Annotated in this window: 15 protein-coding genes; 6 read left to right on the forward strand and 9 right to left on the reverse strand. The window is 67.6% G+C overall.

What is annotated here, in order from left to right; all coding sequences use genetic code 11:
- Nucleotides 1-7 precede the first annotated feature (7 nt).
- The 3 genes from CAL29_RS08390 to CAL29_RS08400 form a co-directional block, all read right to left on the reverse strand.
- On the reverse strand, nt 8-949 hold the full coding sequence (locus CAL29_RS08390; protein WP_094852422.1) for an ABC transporter permease: 942 nt from the start codon (nt 947-949) through the stop codon (nt 8-10).
- Between the two features lie 16 nt (nt 950-965).
- Nucleotides 966-2,567, reverse strand: coding sequence for an ABC transporter substrate-binding protein (locus CAL29_RS08395; protein WP_094852423.1), 1,602 nt, complete (start codon nt 2,565-2,567; stop codon nt 966-968).
- Nucleotides 2,568-2,661: 94 nt separating this feature from the next.
- Entirely contained in the window at nt 2,662-3,957 is a 1,296-nt protein-coding gene (locus CAL29_RS08400) for a D-serine ammonia-lyase (RefSeq protein ID WP_256977262.1), read from the reverse strand.
- A gap of 244 nt (nt 3,958-4,201) precedes the next feature.
- Here CAL29_RS08400 and CAL29_RS08405 point away from each other — a divergent pair, with 244 nt between their 5' ends.
- Complete coding sequence (locus CAL29_RS08405) at nt 4,202-5,218, forward strand: LysR family transcriptional regulator (protein ID WP_094852425.1); 1,017 nt, start codon at nt 4,202-4,204, stop codon at nt 5,216-5,218.
- Between the two features lie 4 nt (nt 5,219-5,222).
- Here CAL29_RS08405 and CAL29_RS08410 read toward each other — a convergent pair whose 3' ends face one another.
- Complete coding sequence (locus CAL29_RS08410; RefSeq protein ID WP_094852426.1) at nt 5,223-7,454, reverse strand: TonB-dependent receptor; 2,232 nt, start codon at nt 7,452-7,454, stop codon at nt 5,223-5,225.
- Nucleotides 7,455-7,814: 360 nt separating this feature from the next.
- Between CAL29_RS08410 and CAL29_RS08415 the strand changes: the two genes are divergently transcribed.
- Nucleotides 7,815-8,258 carry an Rrf2 family transcriptional regulator gene (locus tag CAL29_RS08415; protein WP_094852427.1) on the forward strand — a complete coding sequence of 148 codons (444 nt, stop codon included), beginning with the start codon at nt 7,815-7,817 and terminating at the stop codon, nt 8,256-8,258.
- A 2-nt stretch (nt 8,259-8,260) separates the two neighbouring features.
- Nucleotides 8,261-9,184: an NAD(P)/FAD-dependent oxidoreductase gene (locus CAL29_RS08420; protein WP_094852428.1), complete on the forward strand. Its 924-nt coding sequence runs from the start codon at nt 8,261-8,263 to the stop codon at nt 9,182-9,184.
- Between the two features lie 72 nt (nt 9,185-9,256).
- Here CAL29_RS08420 and CAL29_RS08425 read toward each other — a convergent pair whose 3' ends face one another.
- Entirely contained in the window at nt 9,257-10,114 is an 858-nt protein-coding gene (locus tag CAL29_RS08425; protein WP_094852429.1) for an SDR family oxidoreductase, read from the reverse strand.
- Between the two features lie 220 nt (nt 10,115-10,334).
- Between CAL29_RS08425 and CAL29_RS08430 the strand changes: the two genes are divergently transcribed.
- On the forward strand, nt 10,335-11,261 hold the full coding sequence (locus CAL29_RS08430; RefSeq protein ID WP_256977265.1) for an AraC family transcriptional regulator: 927 nt from the start codon (nt 10,335-10,337) through the stop codon (nt 11,259-11,261).
- A 126-nt stretch (nt 11,262-11,387) separates the two neighbouring features.
- Here CAL29_RS08430 and acnB read toward each other — a convergent pair whose 3' ends face one another.
- Nucleotides 11,388-13,973, reverse strand: coding sequence for a bifunctional aconitate hydratase 2/2-methylisocitrate dehydratase (acnB, locus tag CAL29_RS08435; RefSeq protein ID WP_094852431.1), 2,586 nt, complete (start codon nt 13,971-13,973; stop codon nt 11,388-11,390).
- A 242-nt stretch (nt 13,974-14,215) separates the two neighbouring features.
- Between acnB and CAL29_RS08440 the strand changes: the two genes are divergently transcribed.
- On the forward strand, nt 14,216-14,827 hold the full coding sequence (locus tag CAL29_RS08440; RefSeq protein ID WP_094852432.1) for a transglycosylase SLT domain-containing protein: 612 nt from the start codon (nt 14,216-14,218) through the stop codon (nt 14,825-14,827).
- Nucleotides 14,828-14,902: 75 nt separating this feature from the next.
- Here CAL29_RS08440 and CAL29_RS08445 read toward each other — a convergent pair whose 3' ends face one another.
- Entirely contained in the window at nt 14,903-17,533 is a 2,631-nt protein-coding gene (locus tag CAL29_RS08445; RefSeq protein WP_094852433.1) for a DUF3772 domain-containing protein, read from the reverse strand.
- Nucleotides 17,534-17,717: 184 nt separating this feature from the next.
- Here CAL29_RS08445 and CAL29_RS08450 point away from each other — a divergent pair, with 184 nt between their 5' ends.
- On the forward strand, nt 17,718-18,428 hold the full coding sequence (locus tag CAL29_RS08450) for a glutathione S-transferase (RefSeq protein ID WP_094852434.1): 711 nt from the start codon (nt 17,718-17,720) through the stop codon (nt 18,426-18,428).
- Here CAL29_RS08450 and CAL29_RS08455 read toward each other — a convergent pair.
- Nucleotides 18,404-19,330, reverse strand: a complete 927-nt coding sequence (locus tag CAL29_RS08455; protein ID WP_094852435.1) for a LysR substrate-binding domain-containing protein — start codon at nt 19,328-19,330, stop codon at nt 18,404-18,406. The genes CAL29_RS08450 and CAL29_RS08455 overlap by 25 nt on opposite strands.
- Nucleotides 19,331-19,858: 528 nt before the next feature.
- Nucleotides 19,859-20,434, reverse strand: coding sequence for a carboxymuconolactone decarboxylase family protein (locus CAL29_RS08465; protein WP_179283947.1), 576 nt, complete (start codon nt 20,432-20,434; stop codon nt 19,859-19,861).
- Nucleotides 20,435-20,653 lie beyond the last annotated feature (219 nt).

The following is a 20,653-nucleotide window of genomic DNA, read 5'->3' on the forward strand; positions in this document are numbered from 1 at the left end:
GGCGTCCTCAGTAGCGGATGCGGGGATCGAGCACCGTGTACAGGATGTCGATCGCCAGATTGATCAAGACGTAGATCAGCGCGAACAGCAGGATCAAGGCCTGGATGACCGGGTAGTCGCGGCTGAGCACCGCGTCGACGACCAGCCGTCCCACGCCGGGGAAGTTGAAGACCGATTCCGTCACCACGACGCCGCCCAGCAGCATGGCGATGCCGATGCCGATCACCGTGACGATGGGGACGGACGCGTTGCGCAGGGCATGGCCCAGCAGCACGCCCACCTCGCGCAGTCCCTTCGACCGCGCGGTGCGGATGTAGTCCTCCGCCATGACCTCGATCAGGCTGGTGCGGGTGATGCGGGCGATCAGCGCGATATAGACGGTGCTGAGCGCCAGGGTCGGCAGCGCCAGGCTGCGCGCGAACGGCAGCAGCCCGTCCGACAGCGGGCGGTAGCCCTGGATCGGCAGCCAGCGCAGATCGACCGCGAAGACCAGGATCAGCACATAGCCGATGACGAAGACCGGCACCGAGAACCCCAGCACGGAGCCCGCCATGACCGCGCGGTCCAGCAGCTTGCCTTGCCGCCAGGCCGCCACGATGCCCAGGGGCAGGGCGATCGCCACCGACACCAGGATGGTGCAGAGGGTCAGCGCGATGGAGGGGCCGGCGCGGTCGGCGATCATGGACGTCACCGAGGCGCCGGACAGCAGCGATACGCCCAGGTCCCCGCGCAGCAGTTGGCCCAGCCACAGGAACAACTGCAGGTACACGGGCTGGTCCAGTCCCATGGCATGGCGGATCTGCTCCAATTGCGCCGGCGTCGCCGAATCGCCCGCGATGATCGCGGCCGGGTCGCCCGGCGTCAGCCGCAGCATCGCGAACACGATGACCGCGACCATCGCCAGCACCGGAATCGTCGCCAGCAGCCGCCGCATGATGAATGAAATCATGGCGGGTCCTTGCGCGTTATTTGGCGGACTTGATAATGCCCCAGAACACCGAGATCGGCCCGTTCACCGGATGGGACAGCGTGCTGCGGTAGCCGGTGGGCACGGTGAACTGGCCCATGGGCAGCAGCACGCCCTCGTCGATCACCAACTGCTGGATCTCGGCGGCCAGCTTGCGTTGCTCGTCCGGGTTGCCCGACAGCGCGAACTGCATGCGCAGCTTCTCGATGGCGGGCACGTCCGGCCAGCCGAACCAGGCGCCCTTGCCGTTGGCCGCCACGCCGAAGGCGCGCAGGGGATCGATGACGTCGGCCATCACGTTGTTGGTGGAGAAGATGTTCCAGCCGCCCTTGTCCAGCGGCGCCATGGAGGCGCGGCGCGACACCAGCGTCTGCCAGTCCATGGCTTCCAGCTTGACGTTGAAACCGGCCTTGCGCAGCGCCTGCGCGATGACGATGGGCTGGGCCTTGACCGTTCCCAGGTCGGTGGGCTGCAGGATGACCACGGGCTGCGTCTTCGGATCGTAGTGCGCTTCCTTCAGCAGCGCCTTGGCCTTCTCGATGTTGCCCTTTACCGTCACGTCGGCGCCGGCGTCGCTTTCGAAGGGCATGCCGCAGCCGAAGATGGCGGGGCAGGTGCGGTAGTACTTGGGATTGCCCACCAGGGCCTGCAACACTTCCTGCTGGTCCACCGCATACATGGCGGCCTGGCGCACGAGCTTATTGTCGAACGGCGGATTGAGGAAGTTCATGCGCATGACGGTCTGGTTGCCGGTCGGATCCAGGACGGCGAGCTTCACGTCGGGCTGGTTCTCCAGCAGGGGCAGCATGTCGTAGGGCACCTGCTCCATATAGTCGATTTCGCCGCTGGCCAGGGCGTTCACCGCCGTCATCGGGTCGGGCATCGTCACCCACTTGACCCGGTCTACGTTGACCACCTTGCCGCCGGCGGTGCCGCTGGGCGGCTCGGCGCGGGGCACGTAGTCCTGGTTCTTCTCGAAGACGATCTGCACGCCCGGCTTGAATTCCGCGGTAACCATCTTGAAGGGGCCGGAGCCGATGTATTCCTTGATGGCTTCGGTGGGCGGCGTCCTGGCGATGCGCTCCGGCATCATGAACGGCGGCACGCCGCTGGTCTTGGCCAGCGCGCGGATCGCCAGGTCGGTGGGCGCGGAAAAGCTCATGGAGAAATGTTCGGCGTCGATGGGCTTCATGTCGGTCATGAGCTGCGTCATGATCTGGCCCATCTTGTCCTGCGCGGCCCAGCGTTTGATCGACATCACGCAGTCGGCCGCCGTCACGGGCGCGCCGTCATGCCATTTCAGGCCCGGGCGCAGCGTGAAGGTGTAGGTCTTGCCATCGGCGGAAACGTCCCACTTTTCCAGCATCTGCGGATGTATCTTGCCCTGCACGTCGGTGCCCAGCAGGGTATCGAAGATCATGTAGCCGAAATTGCGCGTGATGTAGGCCGTGGTGATGATCGGGTCCAGCACCCGGATGTCCGATTGCATCACCGCGGTTATCTGCGTCGCCGCGGCCGCCGGCGTGGCCGCTCCCGTGGCCAGCGCGCCGGTGAATGCCAGCGCGGCACAGAGGCGTCTTGCCGAAAACGTGATGCCCATGGTCTTGCTCCCTTGACTTGTCGTTGAAATGAATCCCGCTCGCCGGACGGACCGGCGATTGCGGGAACGGCGCCGCGAGGCGCCGCCTTCCTGCTCAGGCGCGCGCCGGAACCGCGGCTCGGCCGCGCGCCAGGAATGCCTGGAATTCTTCCGGAGGAACAAATCTGCCGCCGGTGCTCCAGACGATGTGCGTGGCGCGCGCGAGGCTGTCGCCCGGCGCGTGCTCGCGCAGGTAGGCCTCGCCCACGGCGTGCGACAACAACATGCGCGGACCGCTCAGCGCGGCGGCGGCGGAGGGCTCGACCTGCAAGCCCTGCATGTCGTGCAGGGCCGCGAGGTCGGCGAACAGGGTGGCGTCCGCGGCGGTGGCGACGCCGGACAACAGGTGGCGCATCTGCGCATAGGCCAGTTCGGACGCCACCGGCACGGCCAGGCCGTCGGCTTCGGTGACGTTGTCCATGCCGGCGTCGTAGACGCTGATGCCGGGACGGTCCGGATGACGCATGCGCGTCAGGAAGCAGGCCGCGGCCGTCGGCTCGACGAACCAGCAGTGCGCCGCGTCGCCGAACACCTGCTTCAGTCCGAAGGCGATGCCGGCCGGCGCGCCGCCGACCCCGCAGGGCAGATAAACGAATAGAGGGTGCCGGACGTCGACCGCGATGCCTTGTGCCGCCAGTTGCTCGCGCAAGCGCAGCGCCGCCACGCCATAGCCCAGGAACAGCGTCAGCGATCGTTCGTCGTCGACGAAATGCGCTTGGGGGTCGTTTTCGGCGGCCAGCCGGCCGGTGTGCACGGCGGCCGCGTAATCGCCGGCATGTTCGATGACGTCCACGCCGTGCGCGCGCAGCTTGTCCTTCTTCCACTGCCTGGCTTCGGCCGACATGTGCACCGTGGCCCGAAAGCCGAGGGAGGCGGCCATGATGCCTATGCTCATGGCCAGGTTGCCGGTGGATCCGACCGACACCGTATGCCGCGCGAAGACGCGCCGGGCGGGCGCGTCGGCCAGCGCCGCGTAATCGCCGCCGGGCGCAATCAATCCATGCTGCAAGGCCAGGCGTTCGGTGTAGGCCAGGACTTCGTAGATGCCGCCGCGTGCCTTGATCGACCCCGCCACCGGCAGGTCGTGGTCCGCCTTCACCAGCAGCCGGCCCCAGTCCGTCCGCGCTGGCGGCAGCGCCAGCAGGGGGCCGGCATTTTGCGCAGGCACCGGCAGCAGCGCCGATTCGATCTGCCCGTCGGCCGCGCGCAGTTCGGGAAACAGGCGCGTGAGCAAGGGCGCGAAGCGAGCCAGGCGGGCCTGCGCGTCCTCGATGTCGGCAAGGCGGATGTCGGCCTCGGCCAGCACGTCCGCCGCCGGGCGCAGATCCGGGTTTACCCAAAGCTCCGCCATGGGACCCGCCTGACTGTCGTTGTCCTGCCGCATGCTTTTCCCTTGTATCGTTTTTTCGCTCGATCGCTCCAAGGCGGAAGACGTTTCCCCGGATGCGGCAAGCGGCCTTGGCCGTGCGGCATCGGGAGCTACGTTCTGCCCTGCGCGTTGCGCGGATGTGATGGGAATCATCATCCATGGATAGTGCGCGAGCGTACAAATCATTTATATTGAGACTCCCATTAGTCAGGCTAATAGGAAGGACATGCTCTCCGCCTCCTTGCTGACGTGGCTGCGCGCGTTCGACGCCGCCGCGCGACACAACAGCTTCACGCTCGCGGCGGAAGAACTCCACGTTACGCAAGGGGCGATCAGCCAGCAGGTCAGGCACCTGGAGGATTGGCTGGGCACGCCGCTGTTCCAGCGCGGCCGGCGGCAATTGAGCCTGCTGCCGCCAGGCGTGCGGCTCAAGCTGGCGGTCAAGGAGTCCTTCCACATCCTCGAGCAGACGGTGACGTCGCTGCGGCCGCCGGCGCGCCAGCCCGTGCTGCGCCTGAACTGCTCGCCCTCGTTCGCGATGCAATGGATCACGCCGCGCATCGGCGACGTGCTGGCCGACAATCCGGACCTGTCCTTGCGCGTCTACGGCGAGTTCCATGCGTTGAACCGCAGCCGCATGACCCAGGAGCACATCGAGGCGGCCGTGCGCTTCGACCTGGGCGGCTATGAGGACGTGCACGCGGTGTCGTTTCTCGACGAGTGGCTGCTGCCCGTGGCCTCGCCCGCGTTCCTGGCCGGCCATCCGGAGATCCGCGCGCCGCAGGATATTCCCGTGGCCCTCATGCTGCACGACGAGCTGCCCTGGGACAGCGCGGGCGATCACGAGGAATGGAATCGATGGCTGACGCTGGCCGGCGCGCCGGTGCCCCGCGTGCACACCGGCCAGCACTTCAATCTTTCGTTATTGGCGGTCAATGCCGCGATCAGCGGGCAGGGCATCGCCATGGGCCGCATGGGGATCGTGATGGACGCCTTGACGACCGGGCGCCTCGCGCCCGTCTTGCCGCTGGCGGTGGCCTCGGAGGCGTCCTATCGCTATGTGTGCATGGACATCGACAATCCGCGCGTGATCGCGGTGGCGCATTGGCTGAGGCAGGAAAGCCTGCGGTTTCGCCGGCAGCGGCAGGAATGGTTCCGGCGCAACAAGGTGGCGCAACGCCGGGCCGGGGCGAAAGGAAGGCTTCGCCGTGCCGCGGAAACGCCCGCGGCACGGCGAGCCTAGGACCTTAGAAGTCCACCGACACCGACAGCTTCGCCGTGCGCGGGTCGCCCTGGGTCAGGTAGCCGCCCCAGGCCGAGGCCCAGTAGGCCTTGTTGAAGACGTTGTCCACGCCCAGGCGCCACACGACGTCGTGGCGATCGATCTTCATGGCGTAGCGCACGCCCAGGTCCAGCGTGGTGTACGGCTTCAGTTTCTGCGTGTTCGCCGCGTCCAGGTATTGCGTGCCGGCATGGTTGACGCGGCCTTGCAGCGTCAGGCCGTTGACCCAGGGCAGATCCCATTCGCCGCCCAGGATGGCGGTGTACTTGGGCACGCCGGGCGCCTTGTTGCCCTCGGTGTCGTCGCCGGTCTTGGTGAGCTTGGGATCGATGAAGGTGACGCCGCTGAGCAGGCGCACGCCACGGATCGGCTCGCCGAAGACGTTCAGTTCGACGCCGCGGTTGCGCTGGCGGCCGGCCGGCGAGAAGTCGCCGTTGTCGTGCAGCAGGCCCACTTCCTTCTCGATCTGGAAGACGGCCAGCGAGGCGCCGTAGTTGCCCATGTCCAGCTTGGCGCCGGCTTCGTTCTGCTTGGACTTGCCCGGCGGCAGGATGCGGCCCGGGGTGTTGGAGTCGTTGGGCGCCGTGTCGCCCTGTTGCAGGCCTTCGATGTGGTTGGCGTACAGCGAGAGATGCTCGACCGGCTTGACGACCAGGCCGAACACCGGCGAGTTCGCCGACTTGTCGTAGCTGCTGCCGACCGAACCGTCGTAGTTGTAGTTGGTGGTCGTCAGGTCCTGGTGGCGGATGCCCGCGGTGAAGAGGACGCGGTCGTTCAGGAAGGACATGGTGTCGGACACCGACGTGCCGCTCATGCGGCTGCGCGCGGTGACGCCGGGGTCGCTCATGTCGCCGCCGCCCGCCGTGGGCGCGGCGATATCGAGCAGCGGCGTGTGGTACAGGTTGGTGCTGAAGGAGTTGCCGAAGGTATAGGCGGAACGCTTCTTCAGGTAATTGCTGGAGAAGGCGACCGTCAGCGAGTGCGAGACGGGGCCCGTATCGAACTTGCCGCGCACGCCGGTCATCAGGCCGAAGGTGTCCGAGCGGTAGGGCACGTCCATGCGGCTGGAAACGCTGTCGCCGTTGCCGTCCACCTTCAGCGAGGAATAGGCGCCGTACTCATTGGCGTGGTTCATGCCGAAGCCGGCGAAGGCGGTCCAGTTGTCGGCGATGTCGTATTCCACCTTGGCCATGCCGAAGGTGTTTTCGGTCTCCGAATAGGTCCACGGCTGCGCGTAGTTGTCGCGCGCGGAAGGCACGTCGGGAATGCCGTAGCCGCTCTGCACCTGGACCATGGGGCGTCCCTGGCTGGTGCGCTGTTTCTGGTAACCGAAGTCCAGCGAGGCGCGCAGGCGCTCGCCGCGGTAGTCCAGGCCGACCGACCCGAAGGTCATGCGCTGGCCTTCGTCGCCGATGCCGACGTCGCCTTCCCGCTGCAAGGCGTTCACCCGTATGCCGAACTGGTTGCTCGCGCCGAAGCGGCGCGCGATGTCGGCGGAGACGCCCACCTGCGAGGAGCTGCTGTAGTCCAGGCCGACGCGCGTCAACGGATCGTCGCCCGCGCGCTTCGGCTCGATGTTGACCATGCCGCCGATGCCCGAGCCGCCGGGCGGCACGCCGTTCAGGAAGGCGCTGGGGCCCTTGAACAGTTCGACGCGCTCGATGCCCTGCGTGGAGATGATCTGGCGCGGCATGACGCCGTACAGGCCGCCGTAGGAGATGTCGTCGCCGTTGAGGGCGAAGCCGCGGACGACGAACTGCTGCGCGTCGTTGCCGTAGCCCTTGGTGACCTGCACCGAGGGGTCGTTGCGCAGGACGTCGCCCAGCGACTTGGCCTGCTGGTCCTCGATCAGCTTGGAGGTGAAGCTGGTGACGCTGAACGGCACGTTGGCCGCGTCCTGCTCGCCCAGGATGCCCAGGCGTCCGCCCTTGGCGACCTGGCCGCCGGCATAGGTGGGCGGCAGCGCGTCGCCCTGGGTCGCCGTGCTGGCGCCGACGACGTTCACCGGCGCCAGCGTGGTCGTGGCGGTATTGTCCTGCGCCGTCTGCGCCCAGGCGTTGCCCAGGAAGGGGGCGGCGCCCAACGCGGCATAGGCCAGGGCGGCGCGCACGGCCAGTGAGGTGGGACGCATGGCCAACGGGCCGGGACGACGCGCGTGCAAGGCGTCGCCTGCCGGAGTGACGGCGGGAGAGGACATCGGATTTTCCTTGGCGGGAGTAAGCATGCGGCCCGGGGGTCTTGCGACAAGCGGGCGCGATCGACAATTGAGATTGAGTAAAGATTGAGTAAAGCGGATTTAAAACAAGAATTATTCTTATTATCTTAACCGTGGCGGCTTTTTGCAATTCGACTGTTGTGCCGATCAGACGCCAAAACCGCGAAATCGGGCCGGAAAAAAGGGATAAATCATGGAGATGACCGATCCACCCGATGCCGCTGAAAACGTCCACGCGCCGCGCGGCTGACGCTGCTTGTTGCCCCTGAGGGAGGCGTAGGCGTCGACTGGCGCCCGCCGGCGGCCTTGACGCGCGCCTCAATATGAAACATCATAAGTTACATGAAACGCGACAGCCGCTTGTCTTCCGTCCTGCATGCGCTGCTACACATGGCCGAGCAGGAGGGACCCGTCACTTCCGAAACCCTGGCGCAATGCCTGGGCACCAACCCCGTCGTCGTCCGGCGCACCATGGGGTATCTGCGAGAGGCAGGCATCGTGACCTCGGATCGCGGCCACTCGGGAGGGTGGCGCATCCATGCCGACCTTCGCACCGTCACCCTGCGCCAGTTGCACGAGGCGTTGGGCGAACCTGCCATGTTTGCCATCGGCAACCGTAACGAGGCGCCGGCGTGCCTGGTCGAGCAATCGGTGAATGCCGCGCTGGAAGGCACGCTTGCGGAGGCGGAGGTGCTGCTGCTCAAGCGGTTTTCGGAAATCACCCTGGCCGACCTGGCCGCCGATTTTGCACGGCGGCATGCGGCGGCGCGACGCGCAAGGAGTTGACCATGCATCACGACGTCATCGTCATCGGCGGCAGCTATGCGGGCATGGCCGCGGCCCTGCAATTGCTGCGGGCGCGCCGGTCCGTTCTGGTGATCGACGCAGGCGAGCGGCGTAACCGTTTCGCCAGCCATTCGCATGGTTTTCTCGGCCAGGATGGCGTTCCCCCGGGCGACATCGCGGCGAACGCGCGCCGCCAGCTCGAAGCCTATCCGACGCTGGCCTGGCTTGAAGGCCGGGTCGAGGCCGTTACAGGACGGGTGGACGAATTCACGGTCACGACTGGCGATGGCGGATCGCACCGGGGCCGCCGCATCCTGCTGGCCGCCGGCGTGATCGACCGCCTTCCCGCCGTCGCCGGACTCGCCGAGCGCTGGGGCAAGGCGGTCTTCCACTGCCCGTACTGCCATGGCTACGAACTCGGCCAGGGCCGAATCGGCATCGTCGGCAATGGCCCGATGTCCGTTCATCAGGCCGAGCTGCTCACGGATTGGGGCGATGTGACCTTGCTCGTCAACGGCGCCGTGGAACTGAGCCAGGAGGCCAGGTCCGCCTTGGCGCGCCGCGGCGTGTCGATCGAGGACGCGCTCATCGACAGGATCGAAGGACATGCCGATGTGGCGCTGGCGGACGGACGGCGACTGCGTTTTGCGGGCCTGTTCACCGCGACGCGCACCTCTCCCTCCGATTCCCTGGCCGAAGCGACGGGCTGCGCGCTGGAAGAGACGCCCATGGGAAGCCAGGTGCGCACCGACGCCGAGAACAAGACTTCGGTGACGGGGATATTCGCCTGCGGCGACGTGGCGCGCGCCCCTCACTCGGTGTCGCTGGCCGTGGGCAACGGCGCCATGGCAGGCGCCCAGGTCCACCGGTCGCTGCTGTGGCCCGAGACCGTCGCGCCAATGCGAGCGGGAGGCGGCGGCCGATGACTCCCATTTCCGACCCGGCGACCGTATCGAGCCCGCCTGGCGCCTCTCTACACGGCCTGGCCCCGTACAGCGTCAATCGGTAAAGTCCGTGGCGTCGGACGCGCCGCGCCAGGCATCCAGATCCTGGCGCACGGCTTGCATCTTCTGTTCGGCCAGCGCATTGGCAATCCTGCCTGCGAACAGATGCACCGGCGGCTCGGCGACGCTGGCCGCTTGCAGGATCAAGGTCGCCACTTTATCGGGATCGCCCGCCTGCTTGCCATCCAGGCCGTCGATGTGGAGATCCAGCGAGGCCTGGGCTGCGGTGTAATCGGCAATGGCGCGCTCTGCCACCATCAGCGTGTCCTTGGACAGGAATCCGGTGCGCACCGGGCCGGGATAGACCACCGTGGCCCTGATGCCCAGTTCGGCAAGTTCCGCCGCCAGGGTTTCGGTCAGCCCGGCCAGTGCGAACTTGGTGGCCACATAGCTGCCCCAGCCCGCGTAGCCGCCCTGGAAGCCCACGATCGAGGCCACGTTGAACACATGGCCGCTGCGCTGGCTGCGCAGGTGCGGCAGCGCGTGACGCAGCACGTGCAAGGGGGCGAACACGTTGACGTCGAAGTTGCGGCGTAGCTCGGCATCGGTCAAGGCTTCGATCGTGCCTTGCTGGCCATAGCCGGCATTGTTCACCACACGGTCCATGCGACCAAGGGTGGCAATGGTCCGGTCGATGGCAGCCTGCACGCTCGCCTCGTCGGCCAGGTCCACCTCCAGCGTCAACAGCCGATCGCTGCCATCGCCAAATGCCCGATGCAGGCTGGTCAGCGTGCGCGAAGTGGCGGCCACGGCATCGCCTTGCGCCAGTGCCTGGCGGGCCAGCGACAGGCCGATGCCGCGTGCGGCGCCGGTGATGAACCATACCTTGGGATTCTGTATTTGCTGATGCATGGACGGATGCTCCTTGTTGCTCCGCGCCGGTCGAACACGACGGCGGAGAGGATGAATGAACAAGGAGAAATCGTAGGGGGAGCGGCTTGGCCGGACCAGGTCAAAGCCTCTTGCATGATTGCCTGATCCTATTTGGACGGTCATGCAATCGGTCCTGGAATGCAAAAATATGGCTATTCCATTGAAGGGGATGAACGCCGTGCCAGGGAGACAGCCCGACATGTCACGACAGGCCGAAATGGCGACATTGATCCGGCAGCTTGCCCCGCAGGAAGGCCACACCCGCTCGCTGCTCGATGGCGTGCGCTTGATGCGTGCGGATCGCCCCTTGGGACGCACGCCGGTGCTTTACGAGCCGAGCATCGTGATCGTCTGCCAGGGCCGCAAGCGCGGCTACCTCGCCGACCGGATTTACCGCTACGATGCCCAGCACTACCTGGTGCTCTCGGTGCCGCTGCCGTTCTCGACCGAGACCGATGCCAGTCCCGAAGAACCTTTGCTGGCCGTGTCGATCCGGTTGGACATGACAGCCGTCGCTGATCTGGTCATGGAGGTCGATCACCATGCCAGTCCCACATCCACGTCCCCTCTCGGCATCGTCTCGACGCCATTGGACGCCACGCTGGCCGACGCCACCGTGCGCCTGCTGCGGGCCTTGCGCTCGCCGCTGGAAGCCAGGGTGCTGGGGCCTTCCATCGTGCGGGAACTGTGCTTTCGCGTCCTGTTGGGCGAACAGGGCGGCGCCATCCGCGCCGCGCTGGCCAGCCATGGCAACTTCGGCCGCATCGCGCGCGTGCTGCGGCGCATCCACGGCGATTACGCCCAGCCGCTGGACGTGGCCTCGCTGGCGCGCGAGGCGGGTCTGAGCGTGCCGGCCTTCCATGCGCATTTCAAGGCAGTGGCCGCGACATCGCCCATCCAGTACATCAAATCGGTGCGGCTGCATCAGGCGCGGCTGATGATGATCCGCGACAACGTTACCGCCGCCGGCGCCGCCGCGCGGGTCGGCTACGAAAGCGCGTCGCAGTTCAACCGCGAGTTCAAGCGGCTGTTCGGCCGCAGCCCCGGAGAAGAGGCACGCGAAATGCGCTCGGCCTTTGCGCTCATGGAGCCTGCCCGGCTCGAGGTCGCCGCCGTCGCGCATTGAACGCCGCCGCTTCCTGCCCGGGCGCTTTCGGCATCCAGTGGCGTCATCGTGAAAAAAAACCCGGCACGAGGCCGGGTTTCATTTGTCCGGCGGCCTCAAGGCCGCCGGGCGGGGTCAGGCGTTGGCTCAGACTTCGACCACGTCGGCCACGTCCTTGTAGTCCTCGATCTTGTCGAAGTTCAGGTACTGGTAGATCTTGTCGCCGTTCTCGTTGATCACGCCGATGTCGGCCATGTACTCCTCGCGGGTCGGGATGCGGCCCAGCTTGGAGCAGATGGCGGCCAGTTCCGCCGAGCCCAGGTAGACGTTGGTGTTCTTGCCCAGGCGGTTGGGGAAGTTGCGGGTGCTGGTCGACATGACGGTCGCGCCTTCGCGCACCTGGGCCTGGTTGCCCATGCACAGCGAGCAGCCGGGCATTTCGGTGCGCGCGCCGGCGCTGCCGAAGACGCCGTAGTGGCCTTCCTCGGTCAACTGCTGGGCGTCCATCTTGGTCGGCGGGGCGACCCACAGCTTGACCGGGATGTCGCGCTTGCCTTCGAGAAGCTTGGACGCCGCGCGGAAGTGGCCGATGTTGGTCATGCAGCTACCGATGAACACTTCGTCGATCTTGGCGCCGGCGACGTCGGACAGCGTTTTCACGTCATCCGGGTCGTTGGGGCAGGCGACGATGGGCTCATGGATGTCGGCCAGGTCGATCTCGATGACGGCGGCGTATTCCGCGTCGGCGTCCGGCTCCAGCAGTTGCGGGTTGGCCAGCCAGGCTTCCATGGCCTGGATGCGGCGGCGGATCGAGCGCTCGTCCTGGTAGCCGTTGGCGATGAGCCACTTCAACATCACGATGTTGCTGTTGATGTATTCGATGATGGGCTCTTTGTTCAGGCGCACCGTGCAGCCGGCGGCCGAGCGTTCGGCCGAGGCGTCCGACAGTTCGAAAGCCTGTTCGCACTTCAGGTCGGGCAGGCCTTCGATTTCCAGGATGCGGCCGGAGAAGATGTTCTTCTTGTTCTGCTTTTCGACGGTCAGCAGGCCGGCCTTGATGGCGTACAGCGGAATGGCGTTGACCAGGTCGCGCAGGGTGACGCCGGGCTGCATCTTGCCCTTGAAGCGCACCAGCACCGATTCCGGCATGTCCAGCGGCATCACGCCGGTGGCCGCGGCGAACGCCACCAGGCCCGAACCGGCCGGGAAGGAGATGCCGATGGGGAAGCGGGTGTGCGAGTCGCCGCCGGTGCCGACGGTGTCGGGCAGCAGCATGCGGTTCAGCCAGGAGTGGATCACGCCGTCGCCCGGCTTCAGCGAAATGCCGCCGCGGTTGCTCATGAAGGCCGGCAGCGTGTGGTGCGTCTTGACGTCCACGGGCTTGGGATAGGCGGCGGTGTGGCAGAACGACTGCATCACCAGGTCGGCCGAGAAGCCCAGGCAGGCCAGGTCCTTCAGTTCGTCGCGGGTCATGGTGCCGGTGGTGTCCTGGCTGCCGACCGAGGTCATCTTCGGTTCGCAGTAGGCGCCGGGGCGCACGCCCTTGCCTTCGGGCAGGCCGCAGGCGCGGCCGACCATCTTCTGCGCCAGGGTGTAGCCCTTGGTGCTGGCGGCGGGATCCTGGGGCAGGCGGAACAGGGTGGAGGGCGGCAGGCCCAGGGCCTCGCGCGCCTTGGAGGTCAGGCCGCGGCCGATGATCAGCGGAATGCGGCCGCCGGCGCGCACTTCGTCGAACAGCACGTCGGACTTGACCTGGAATTCGGCGATGACCTTGCCGTCCTTCAGCGCCTTGCCTTCATAGGGACGCAGCTCGATCTCGTCGCCCATGTCCATGCTGGACACGTCGAGCTCGATCGGCAGGGCGCCGGCGTCTTCCATGGTGTTGTAGAAGATCGGGGCGATCTTGCTGCCCAGGCAGACGCCGCCGAAGCGCTTGTTCGGCACGAAGGGGATGTCTTCGCCGGTGAACCACAGCACCGAGTTGGTGGCCGACTTGCGCGAGGAGCCGGTGCCGACCACGTCGCCGACGTAGGCGACCAGGTTGCCGCGCTGCTTCAGTTCGTTCAGGAACTTGAGCGGGCCCACCTTGCCGGGCTCGTCCGGCTCGATGCCGGGACGGGGGTTCTTCAGCATGGCCAGCGCGTGCAGCGGGATGTCCGGGCGGCTCCAGGCGTCGGGCGCGGGCGAGAGATCGTCGGTGTTGGTTTCGCCGGTGACCTTGAAAACGGTCAGCTTCAGGCTTTGCGGCACTTCGGGGCGGTTGGTGAACCACTCGGCGTCGGCCCAGCTTTGCAGCACGGACTTGGCGTTGGCGTTGCCCTGGTCGGCCTTTTCCTTGACGTCGTGGAAGGCGTCGAACATCAACAGGGTGGTCTTCAGGCCGTTGGCGGCGATGGCGCCCACTTCGGCGTCGTCCAGCAGTTCGATCAGCGCGCTGATGTTGTAGCCGCCCAGCATGGTGCCGAGCAGTTCCGTGGCCTTGGCGCGGCTGATCAACGGACACGATTCCTTGCCCAGCGCCACGGCGGCCAGGTACGAGGCCTTGACCTTGGCGGCGTCGTCGACGCCGGCGGGCACGCGGTGGGTGATCAGATCGAGCAGATAGGCTTCCTCGCCGGCCGGCGGCGCCTTCAGCAGTTCGATGAGGTCGGCGGTCTGCTGCGCCGACAGGGGCAGCGGGGGAATTCCCAAGGCCGCGCGTTCGGCGACGTGTTGGCGATAAGTTTCTAGCATGAAGGTGCCTGCTTAGCGGTTGGTGAGGGAAGAGTCTCGGGGCGGATTGTAGTAGCCCGCCCGCGCGGGATCAAGGGGTCTTATATCTTATATAAGACATAAAACCGACGGCGCCGGCCGGGGCCCGGCGTAAAAGGCCTTGCGGACGTACACCGTTACAATCGGCGCTCCCATTTCCATGGCGCCGGAGGCGCGCATGCCCCATCCCGTTCCGCTTGCACCGAGGTCGCACCGGAGGCGTCGTGCGCGCGCTTAGCCTCGCCGTCCTGCTGGCGGTCCTGGGCGCGCTGGCCGGCTGCGCCACCTCGCCGCCCCGCAATCCCGACGATATCTGCGCCATCTTTCGGGAAAAAGACGACTGGTACGACGCCGCCGTCTCCACCCAGAAGAAGTGGGGCGTGCCCGTGCAGGTGCCGTTCGCCATCCTGTACCAGGAATCCGGCTTCCGCGAGGACGCCAAGCCGCCGCGCGACTACCTGCTGTGGATCATTCCCTGGGGGCGCGTGAGTTCGGCCTACGGCTACGCCCAGGCCAAGGACGAGACGTGGGACGACTATGTGCGCGAAAACAGCCGCTGGTTCGCCCACCGCGACGATTTCGGCGACGCCCTGGACTTCATGGGCTGGTACATCGCCAAGACCCGGCGCCTGAACGGCGTGGCCACCTCGGACGCCTACGGCCAGTACCTGAACTATCACGAAGGCTGGGGCGGCTACCGCGCCGGCACCTATCGCAAGAAGGCCTGGCTGATGGCGACCTCGCGCAAGGTGCAGGCCCGGGCCGAGCGCTACCGCGCGCAATACGCGGCATGCAAGAAGGACCTCGACCGCGGCTTCTGGGACTTCCTGTTCTAGCGGTGCCGTGTCCCGGGCAAGCGCCGGGACGCGACACCGGGACCCCCGCCACGATGCCGCGTAGCCGTCGCGGCATCAACCCTCGTCGTCCGCCGCCGCCGGCGGCGGCGCGGCCACGGTCGTCGGCGCCTGCGGCGCCAGGGGCGCCAGCACCGGCATCGACGCCGCGACCGGCGCGCTCACCAGCATGGTGGGCGGCTTGCCCAGCGTGATGCCGTTCTGCGCCAGCCGTTGCAGGATATCGAACAGCAAGGTGCTGCGCGTGCCGTAGGCCTGGCGCGGGGAGGAGACATACGCCGTGGCGTTGAACTGCAGATTGCCGGCGTCGATGGCGTCCAGGTAGACATTGGGCGCCGGCGTCTCCAGCACGTCCGGGTGTTCGGCGAAGGCCGCCAGGATGGTTTCCTTGATCGTGGCCGCGTTCGCGCTCAGGGGCATGGGCAGCTTGATCTGCACCAGGCCCAGCGGGTTGGCGTGCGTGACGTTGCGCACGGTCTTGGTGATGAACTCCGAGTTCGGCACGATCACCGTGGAGCGGTCGCTCATCTGGATCTCGGTGGCGCGCACGTTGATCCGGCGGATGTCGCCTTCCACGCCGCCCAGCGACACCCAGTCGCCCACCTTCACCGGCCGCTCGGCCAGCAGGATCAGGCCGGACACGAAGTTCTGCACCACCGCCTGCAGGCCGAAACCGATCCCCACCGACAGCGCGCTGGCGACCCACGCCACGCGCTCCAGCCCGATGCCCAGCGCCGACAGCGACAGGGCGATCGCGATGACGATGCCGACGTAGCCGAACAGCGTCGTGGTGGACGTCTGCATGCCGGTGTCCAGCGTCGTGGTCGGCAGGAAGCGCGCGGTCAGCCAGCGCTTGAGCATGCGCACGGCGAACAGCCCGACGCCCAGCACCAGCAGGCCCTGCATCAAGGCCGCGGGGCGCAATTGCACTTCGCCGATGGCCAGGCCGTTGCGCCACTGGTCCACGCGCTGCAGCAGTTCCGTCGGCCCTTCGCCGAACTGGCTCAGCACCAGGGTGATGGCGACGATCGCGATGAACAGGCGCACGATGCCCGACAGCAGCACGGCGGCCTGGTCGCGCAGGCGCGGCGTATGCCTGTCCTGGTCCTTATCCTTGTCCTTGTCGCCGTGGTCGCGCCGGGAGCCCAGCACGGCCATGAAGAAGTCGTCGGCCAGCAGGGAGAGCAGGTAGGTGGCCGCGACCACGATGATGCTCCATATGAGCTGCTTGACCACGAAGTTGCCGAAGGCCACGTAGCCGACCAGCAGCGCCACCAGGGAGCCGGTCAGCGCCAGCCAGATCGCGCTGACCACCACCACGTACAGCAGGCTGCGCGGCGGCACGCGTCCGGTCTCGGGATCGCGCAGCGCGCTGCGGCGCGCGCGTTCCAGCCGGGTCAGGCCCAGCGCCACGACGCCGCCCAGCACGAGGGCGGCGATGCAGTTGGCGAGTATGGTGGTGCTCAGGCTGGCGCTGATGACGCCGGGCAGGCGTTCGAATACCCAGATCAGCGTCACCACCGGACCCAGCGTCAAGGGGAACCAGCGCATGCGCCGGGCGATCTCGTCCGGGATGTTGAGCAGTCGCCACGACGGGCGCGAGGGTTCGAGCAGGGCGATGCCCAGGCCGGCGACGAAGCCGCCGAAACAGACGATGCCCGCGGTGCCGGCCAGCAGGGCGCGGGTGTCGTCGGCCAGCTCGCCGCTCCAGTCCAGCGCGATGAAGGCCAGTTCCGCGATCAGTCCCGGCGTGATGGTCGCCAATAGGACGATGGTCAGTGCGTGCACGGAACGGCGCAGCCGGCCGGCGGGCACGCGGGACGCCGTCAGGCGTATCAGCGCGCGGCTGATCAGCGTCCACAGGCCGATCACGATGGCCAGCGCCGCGGCCAGCGCGATCCAGGCCCATCCCGGCAGGCCGGCCAGGGCGGTGCGCAATTCGTCGGTCAGCTCGCCCAGGCGCGTGATGTCGCGCGGCCCGTCGCCGCGGAATTCCGACCAGAAGGGCGTGCCGAGGACGGACGCGCGCCGCTCGCCCAGGCGGGCCTGGAACTGGGCGCGGCGCACGTCGGCGACCTGCGCGGCGGTCTGCGCGCCTTCCACCGACAACAGCCGCGCCAGCTTGACCTGCGCGTCCAGCGCGGTGCGGGACTTCTCGAGTTCGGCGCGCTGCGCCGCGACGTCATGGGCTTCCTTGGTGCCGTCCGGGATCGGACCGAGTTCGGTCAGGCGGGCCTGCATCGCCGCCAGCGCCGGCGCGAGGCGGTCGGCGATGGCGTCGGCCTTGGTCTGGATGTCGAGCGCGGCGGCGCGCCGGCGCAGCAGCTCGGCGTCGTCGGTTTCCTCGGCCAGTCCCTTGCGCAGCGCGTCCATCTGCTTGCGCGCCGCGTCCAGGGCTTTCTCGGGCGATTTTTCGGCCTCGGCCGGCGCCGCGGCGCCCTGCGCATGGACGGGGGCGGCGATGCCGGCAAGGAGGAGGCCGAAGCACAGGCTCAGGCAGAGCCAGACGGCGGCGATCAGGGCAGGGCGGCGCCGGGCAGGGCGCGGCCGTGCCTCATGGGCGGCGCCGCCGGCAGCGGCGGCGAGATCGGCGGCGGCGCGGGCCTGGCCGGCATCCCGCGCGGGCCGGGCCGCCGCCGGGTCCGCCGCGGCTTGCCCGCGGCTGGACGAAACGATGGAGGAATTCATTCTTGCGGTGGGAGTTCTGCGACGGACGGAGCATAGCAAGCCGATTTCCTCCTTGTGCAACAAACTAATGCTGCGACGGCCCGCGCCGCGACCGGAGGATATGCTGGACGAACGCACGGCCCGGCGCCGGGTACACCGGTTGCGGCCCGTAGGACTTTCCTCGTTCCTTTTACAGGAGGCGGTAATGGTCTATGACCTTTGGTATTGGGCAGGCATTCCGGGACGCGGCGAATTCGTCCGCCTGGCGCTGGAGGCCGCCGGCTTGCCGTATCGGGACCGGGCCCGCGAAAAAGATGGCGAGGCCGCCATGCTGCGCGACATGCGCGCCCATCCGCAGTGCCCGCCGTTCGCGCCGCCGTACCTGGTCGCTGGCGAACTGGTCATCGCGCAGACCGCCAACATCCTGCTGTTCCTGGGCGAGAAGCATGGCCTGGCGCCGGACGACCTGGGCGGGCGGCTCTGGGTGAATCAATTGCAGCTCACCATCGCCGACGTGGTGACCGAAGCCCACGACAGCCATCATCCCGTCGCCGCCGGCCTCTATTACGAAGAGCAGCAGGAAGAAGCGCGGCGCCGCGCGGACGACTTCCGCAATAGCCGCATGCCGAAATTCCTGGGCTATTTCGACGCCGTCCTGGCCGGGCGCGGCGACTGGCTGGCGGGCGGCATGCGCTGGACCTATGCCGACCTTTCCCTGTTCCTGCTGGTCGACGGCCTGCTCTATGCCTTTCCCAAGCGCATGGGGACGCTGGCCAGCCAGTATCCGCGGGTGTTCGTGCTGCATGCGCGGGTGGCCGGCCTGCCCGAATTGCAGGACTACTTCAAGAGCGACCGGCGCGTGCCGTACAGCAGCGACGGCATCTTCCGCCATTACCGGGAGCTGGACAGCGCCTGAGCGTGCAGCGCGTGCCGCGACGCCTCCAGTTCCTCGCGTATCCAGTCGCGCAGGGTGGCCAGCGGCGGCCAGTCCCGCAGGGCGGGCGGGTAGGCGAGCTGATAGGTATTGGCCGGATCGTAGAGGATGTCGACCGGCGACAGGCGCACGAGACGGCCGTCGCGCAGGGCGTCGGCGGCCAGCAGCTCCCGCACCACCGCCAATCCCAGGTTCTGTTCGACCGCCGACAGCAGCAGCCCCGCGTCGTTGAAGACCGCCACCGGGGTCGCCTTGCAGGGCGCGCCGGCCGCGGCGAACCACGCTTCCCACAAGCCGGCCTCGCCGAGCAGGGGTTCGCGCGCATAGTCGGCCGGCGTGGCGCCCGCCAGCCGCCGCGCCGCGGCGGGCGAGCCGACCAGGATCATGGGCATGGGGTGATCGAACAGCTTTTCCGATTCCAGCCCCGGCCAGGGGCCGCGTCCTTGCCGCAGGGCCGCGTGAAAGCCCTCGCGCCGCACGTCCACCAATTGCTGCGAACTTTCGATTTCCAGTGCGATATCGGGGTGCCGCTCGCGCCAACGCCCCATGCGCGGCAGCAGCCAGCGCTGCGCGAAAGACGGCAGCACGCTCAGGCGCAGGCGCTGCCTGGCTGAACTGGCCGCCGCCGCGGCCGCCTGCATCCCTTCGTCCAGTTGCGCCAGCGCTTCCTTGACGTAGGGCAGCAAGGCCGCGCCCGCGGCGTTCAGGCTCAAGCGCCGCCCATGCCGATCGAACACCGGATGACCCAGTTGCGTCTCCAGCACGCGCAACTGCTGGCTGACCGCGCTGTGCGTCAGGTGCAGCGCTTCCGCCGCCGCGCGCAGGTTCTGCAGCTCGGCAACGACGCGGAAGGTGGGCAGGGTGTTCAGGGGAAGTCTCGGCATCTGGTAAGAATAGCTTTCCAGTGTGGCGAGAACAAGTCGATTCCCATGGGAGAGCTGGTTCCATATCCTGAACAGCAGGGCATTCGAGATTCGCTCGGCCCGGCCGGGAAGCGCCTCGCTTCCGCGCCGCCCCGCAGGCGGCGGTTTCCAGGGGAAACGGATGAGTCAGGAACCCTACCCGGCGCCGGCGGAGGCCCGCGATGTGCCGGATGCTGCGCAGCCGATGCCAGCGGCGCCACCCGTCCAGCCGGCGAAAGCGGCCCAAGGCGGGGTGGCGCGGATACTGCGCTGGTTGGCATCGTGGCGCCGGCCTCGGCGGGGCGAGGCCGGCGCGTCGTTGAGCGGGCACATGATGCGCGACATCGGCATGCCGCACGACGTAGCCGACAGGCTCCAGGCGGAACGGGAACTAGGGCAGGCGCGCGACCCGGATCCGTGGCGGTGGTGAGGCCGTCATCGCGCCGTCGCGTGATGACGCGATCGCCTCATCGTTTCGCGTTGTTGTTCAGCCGCCAGCATTCAGCGGCTTTACTGCTCGACCGCGCCCAGCTCGCAGGGCTTGCCTTCCGGCGGCCGGATGTCGAACACGTTCAAGGTCATCGAGATCATCGTGTAATAGCCGGCGATGCCGACCAGGTCGATGACGCCCGCCTCGCCCAGCACGTGGACGATGCGGTCATAGAGCGGCTGGGCGATGGTGCGCTCCGCATGCAGGACGTCGAGGAATTCGTGGATCAGGGCTTCGTCCGGATTGCCATAGGGAATCGGCCGGCCGTCGCGCAGGGCTTCTATCATCTCCATGCCGATGCCGGCCTTCAGCGCGGCCGGCTTGTGCGCCCACCATTCGAACTCCGAACGCCAATGGTGCGCCAATATCAGGATGGCCCATTCCGAAAGCCGCGCCGGCAGGCTGGTCTCGAAGCGGCAGTAGCGGCCCAGCGCCTGGGCCGGCTCGGCCAGCGCGGGGCGATGCAGCCACACGGCCAGGGGGCCGCGCACCTGGCCGCGCGGTCCGGAGGTGATTACGTCGTGAATGCGTTTTTGTTCGGGCGTCATCTGAGCGGGCTCCAGCAGGGGAACTCGGGGCAAACGGGTCGAACTCATATGACTTCTCCAAAGCATCCAGGGCCGCGCGGGCCGGCGAGCCGGGTGCTCCGGCGCGGCCGGATGGGCGCGAACTACAAACTGCGAACGTACGCACGACACGGCGTAAGGTGAGACGTATGTGACGTGTGCCTGCCATTGTTGCCGGTGCGCCCCTACACGCATCTGAAACCGTTGCGCCGCCGCATACCGCCGCGGGGCGGGGCAGGACTGCCCGTC

It is taken from the genome of Bordetella genomosp. 10 (genome assembly GCF_002261225.1).
Classification (GTDB): Bacteria; Pseudomonadota; Gammaproteobacteria; order Burkholderiales; family Burkholderiaceae_B; genus Bordetella_C.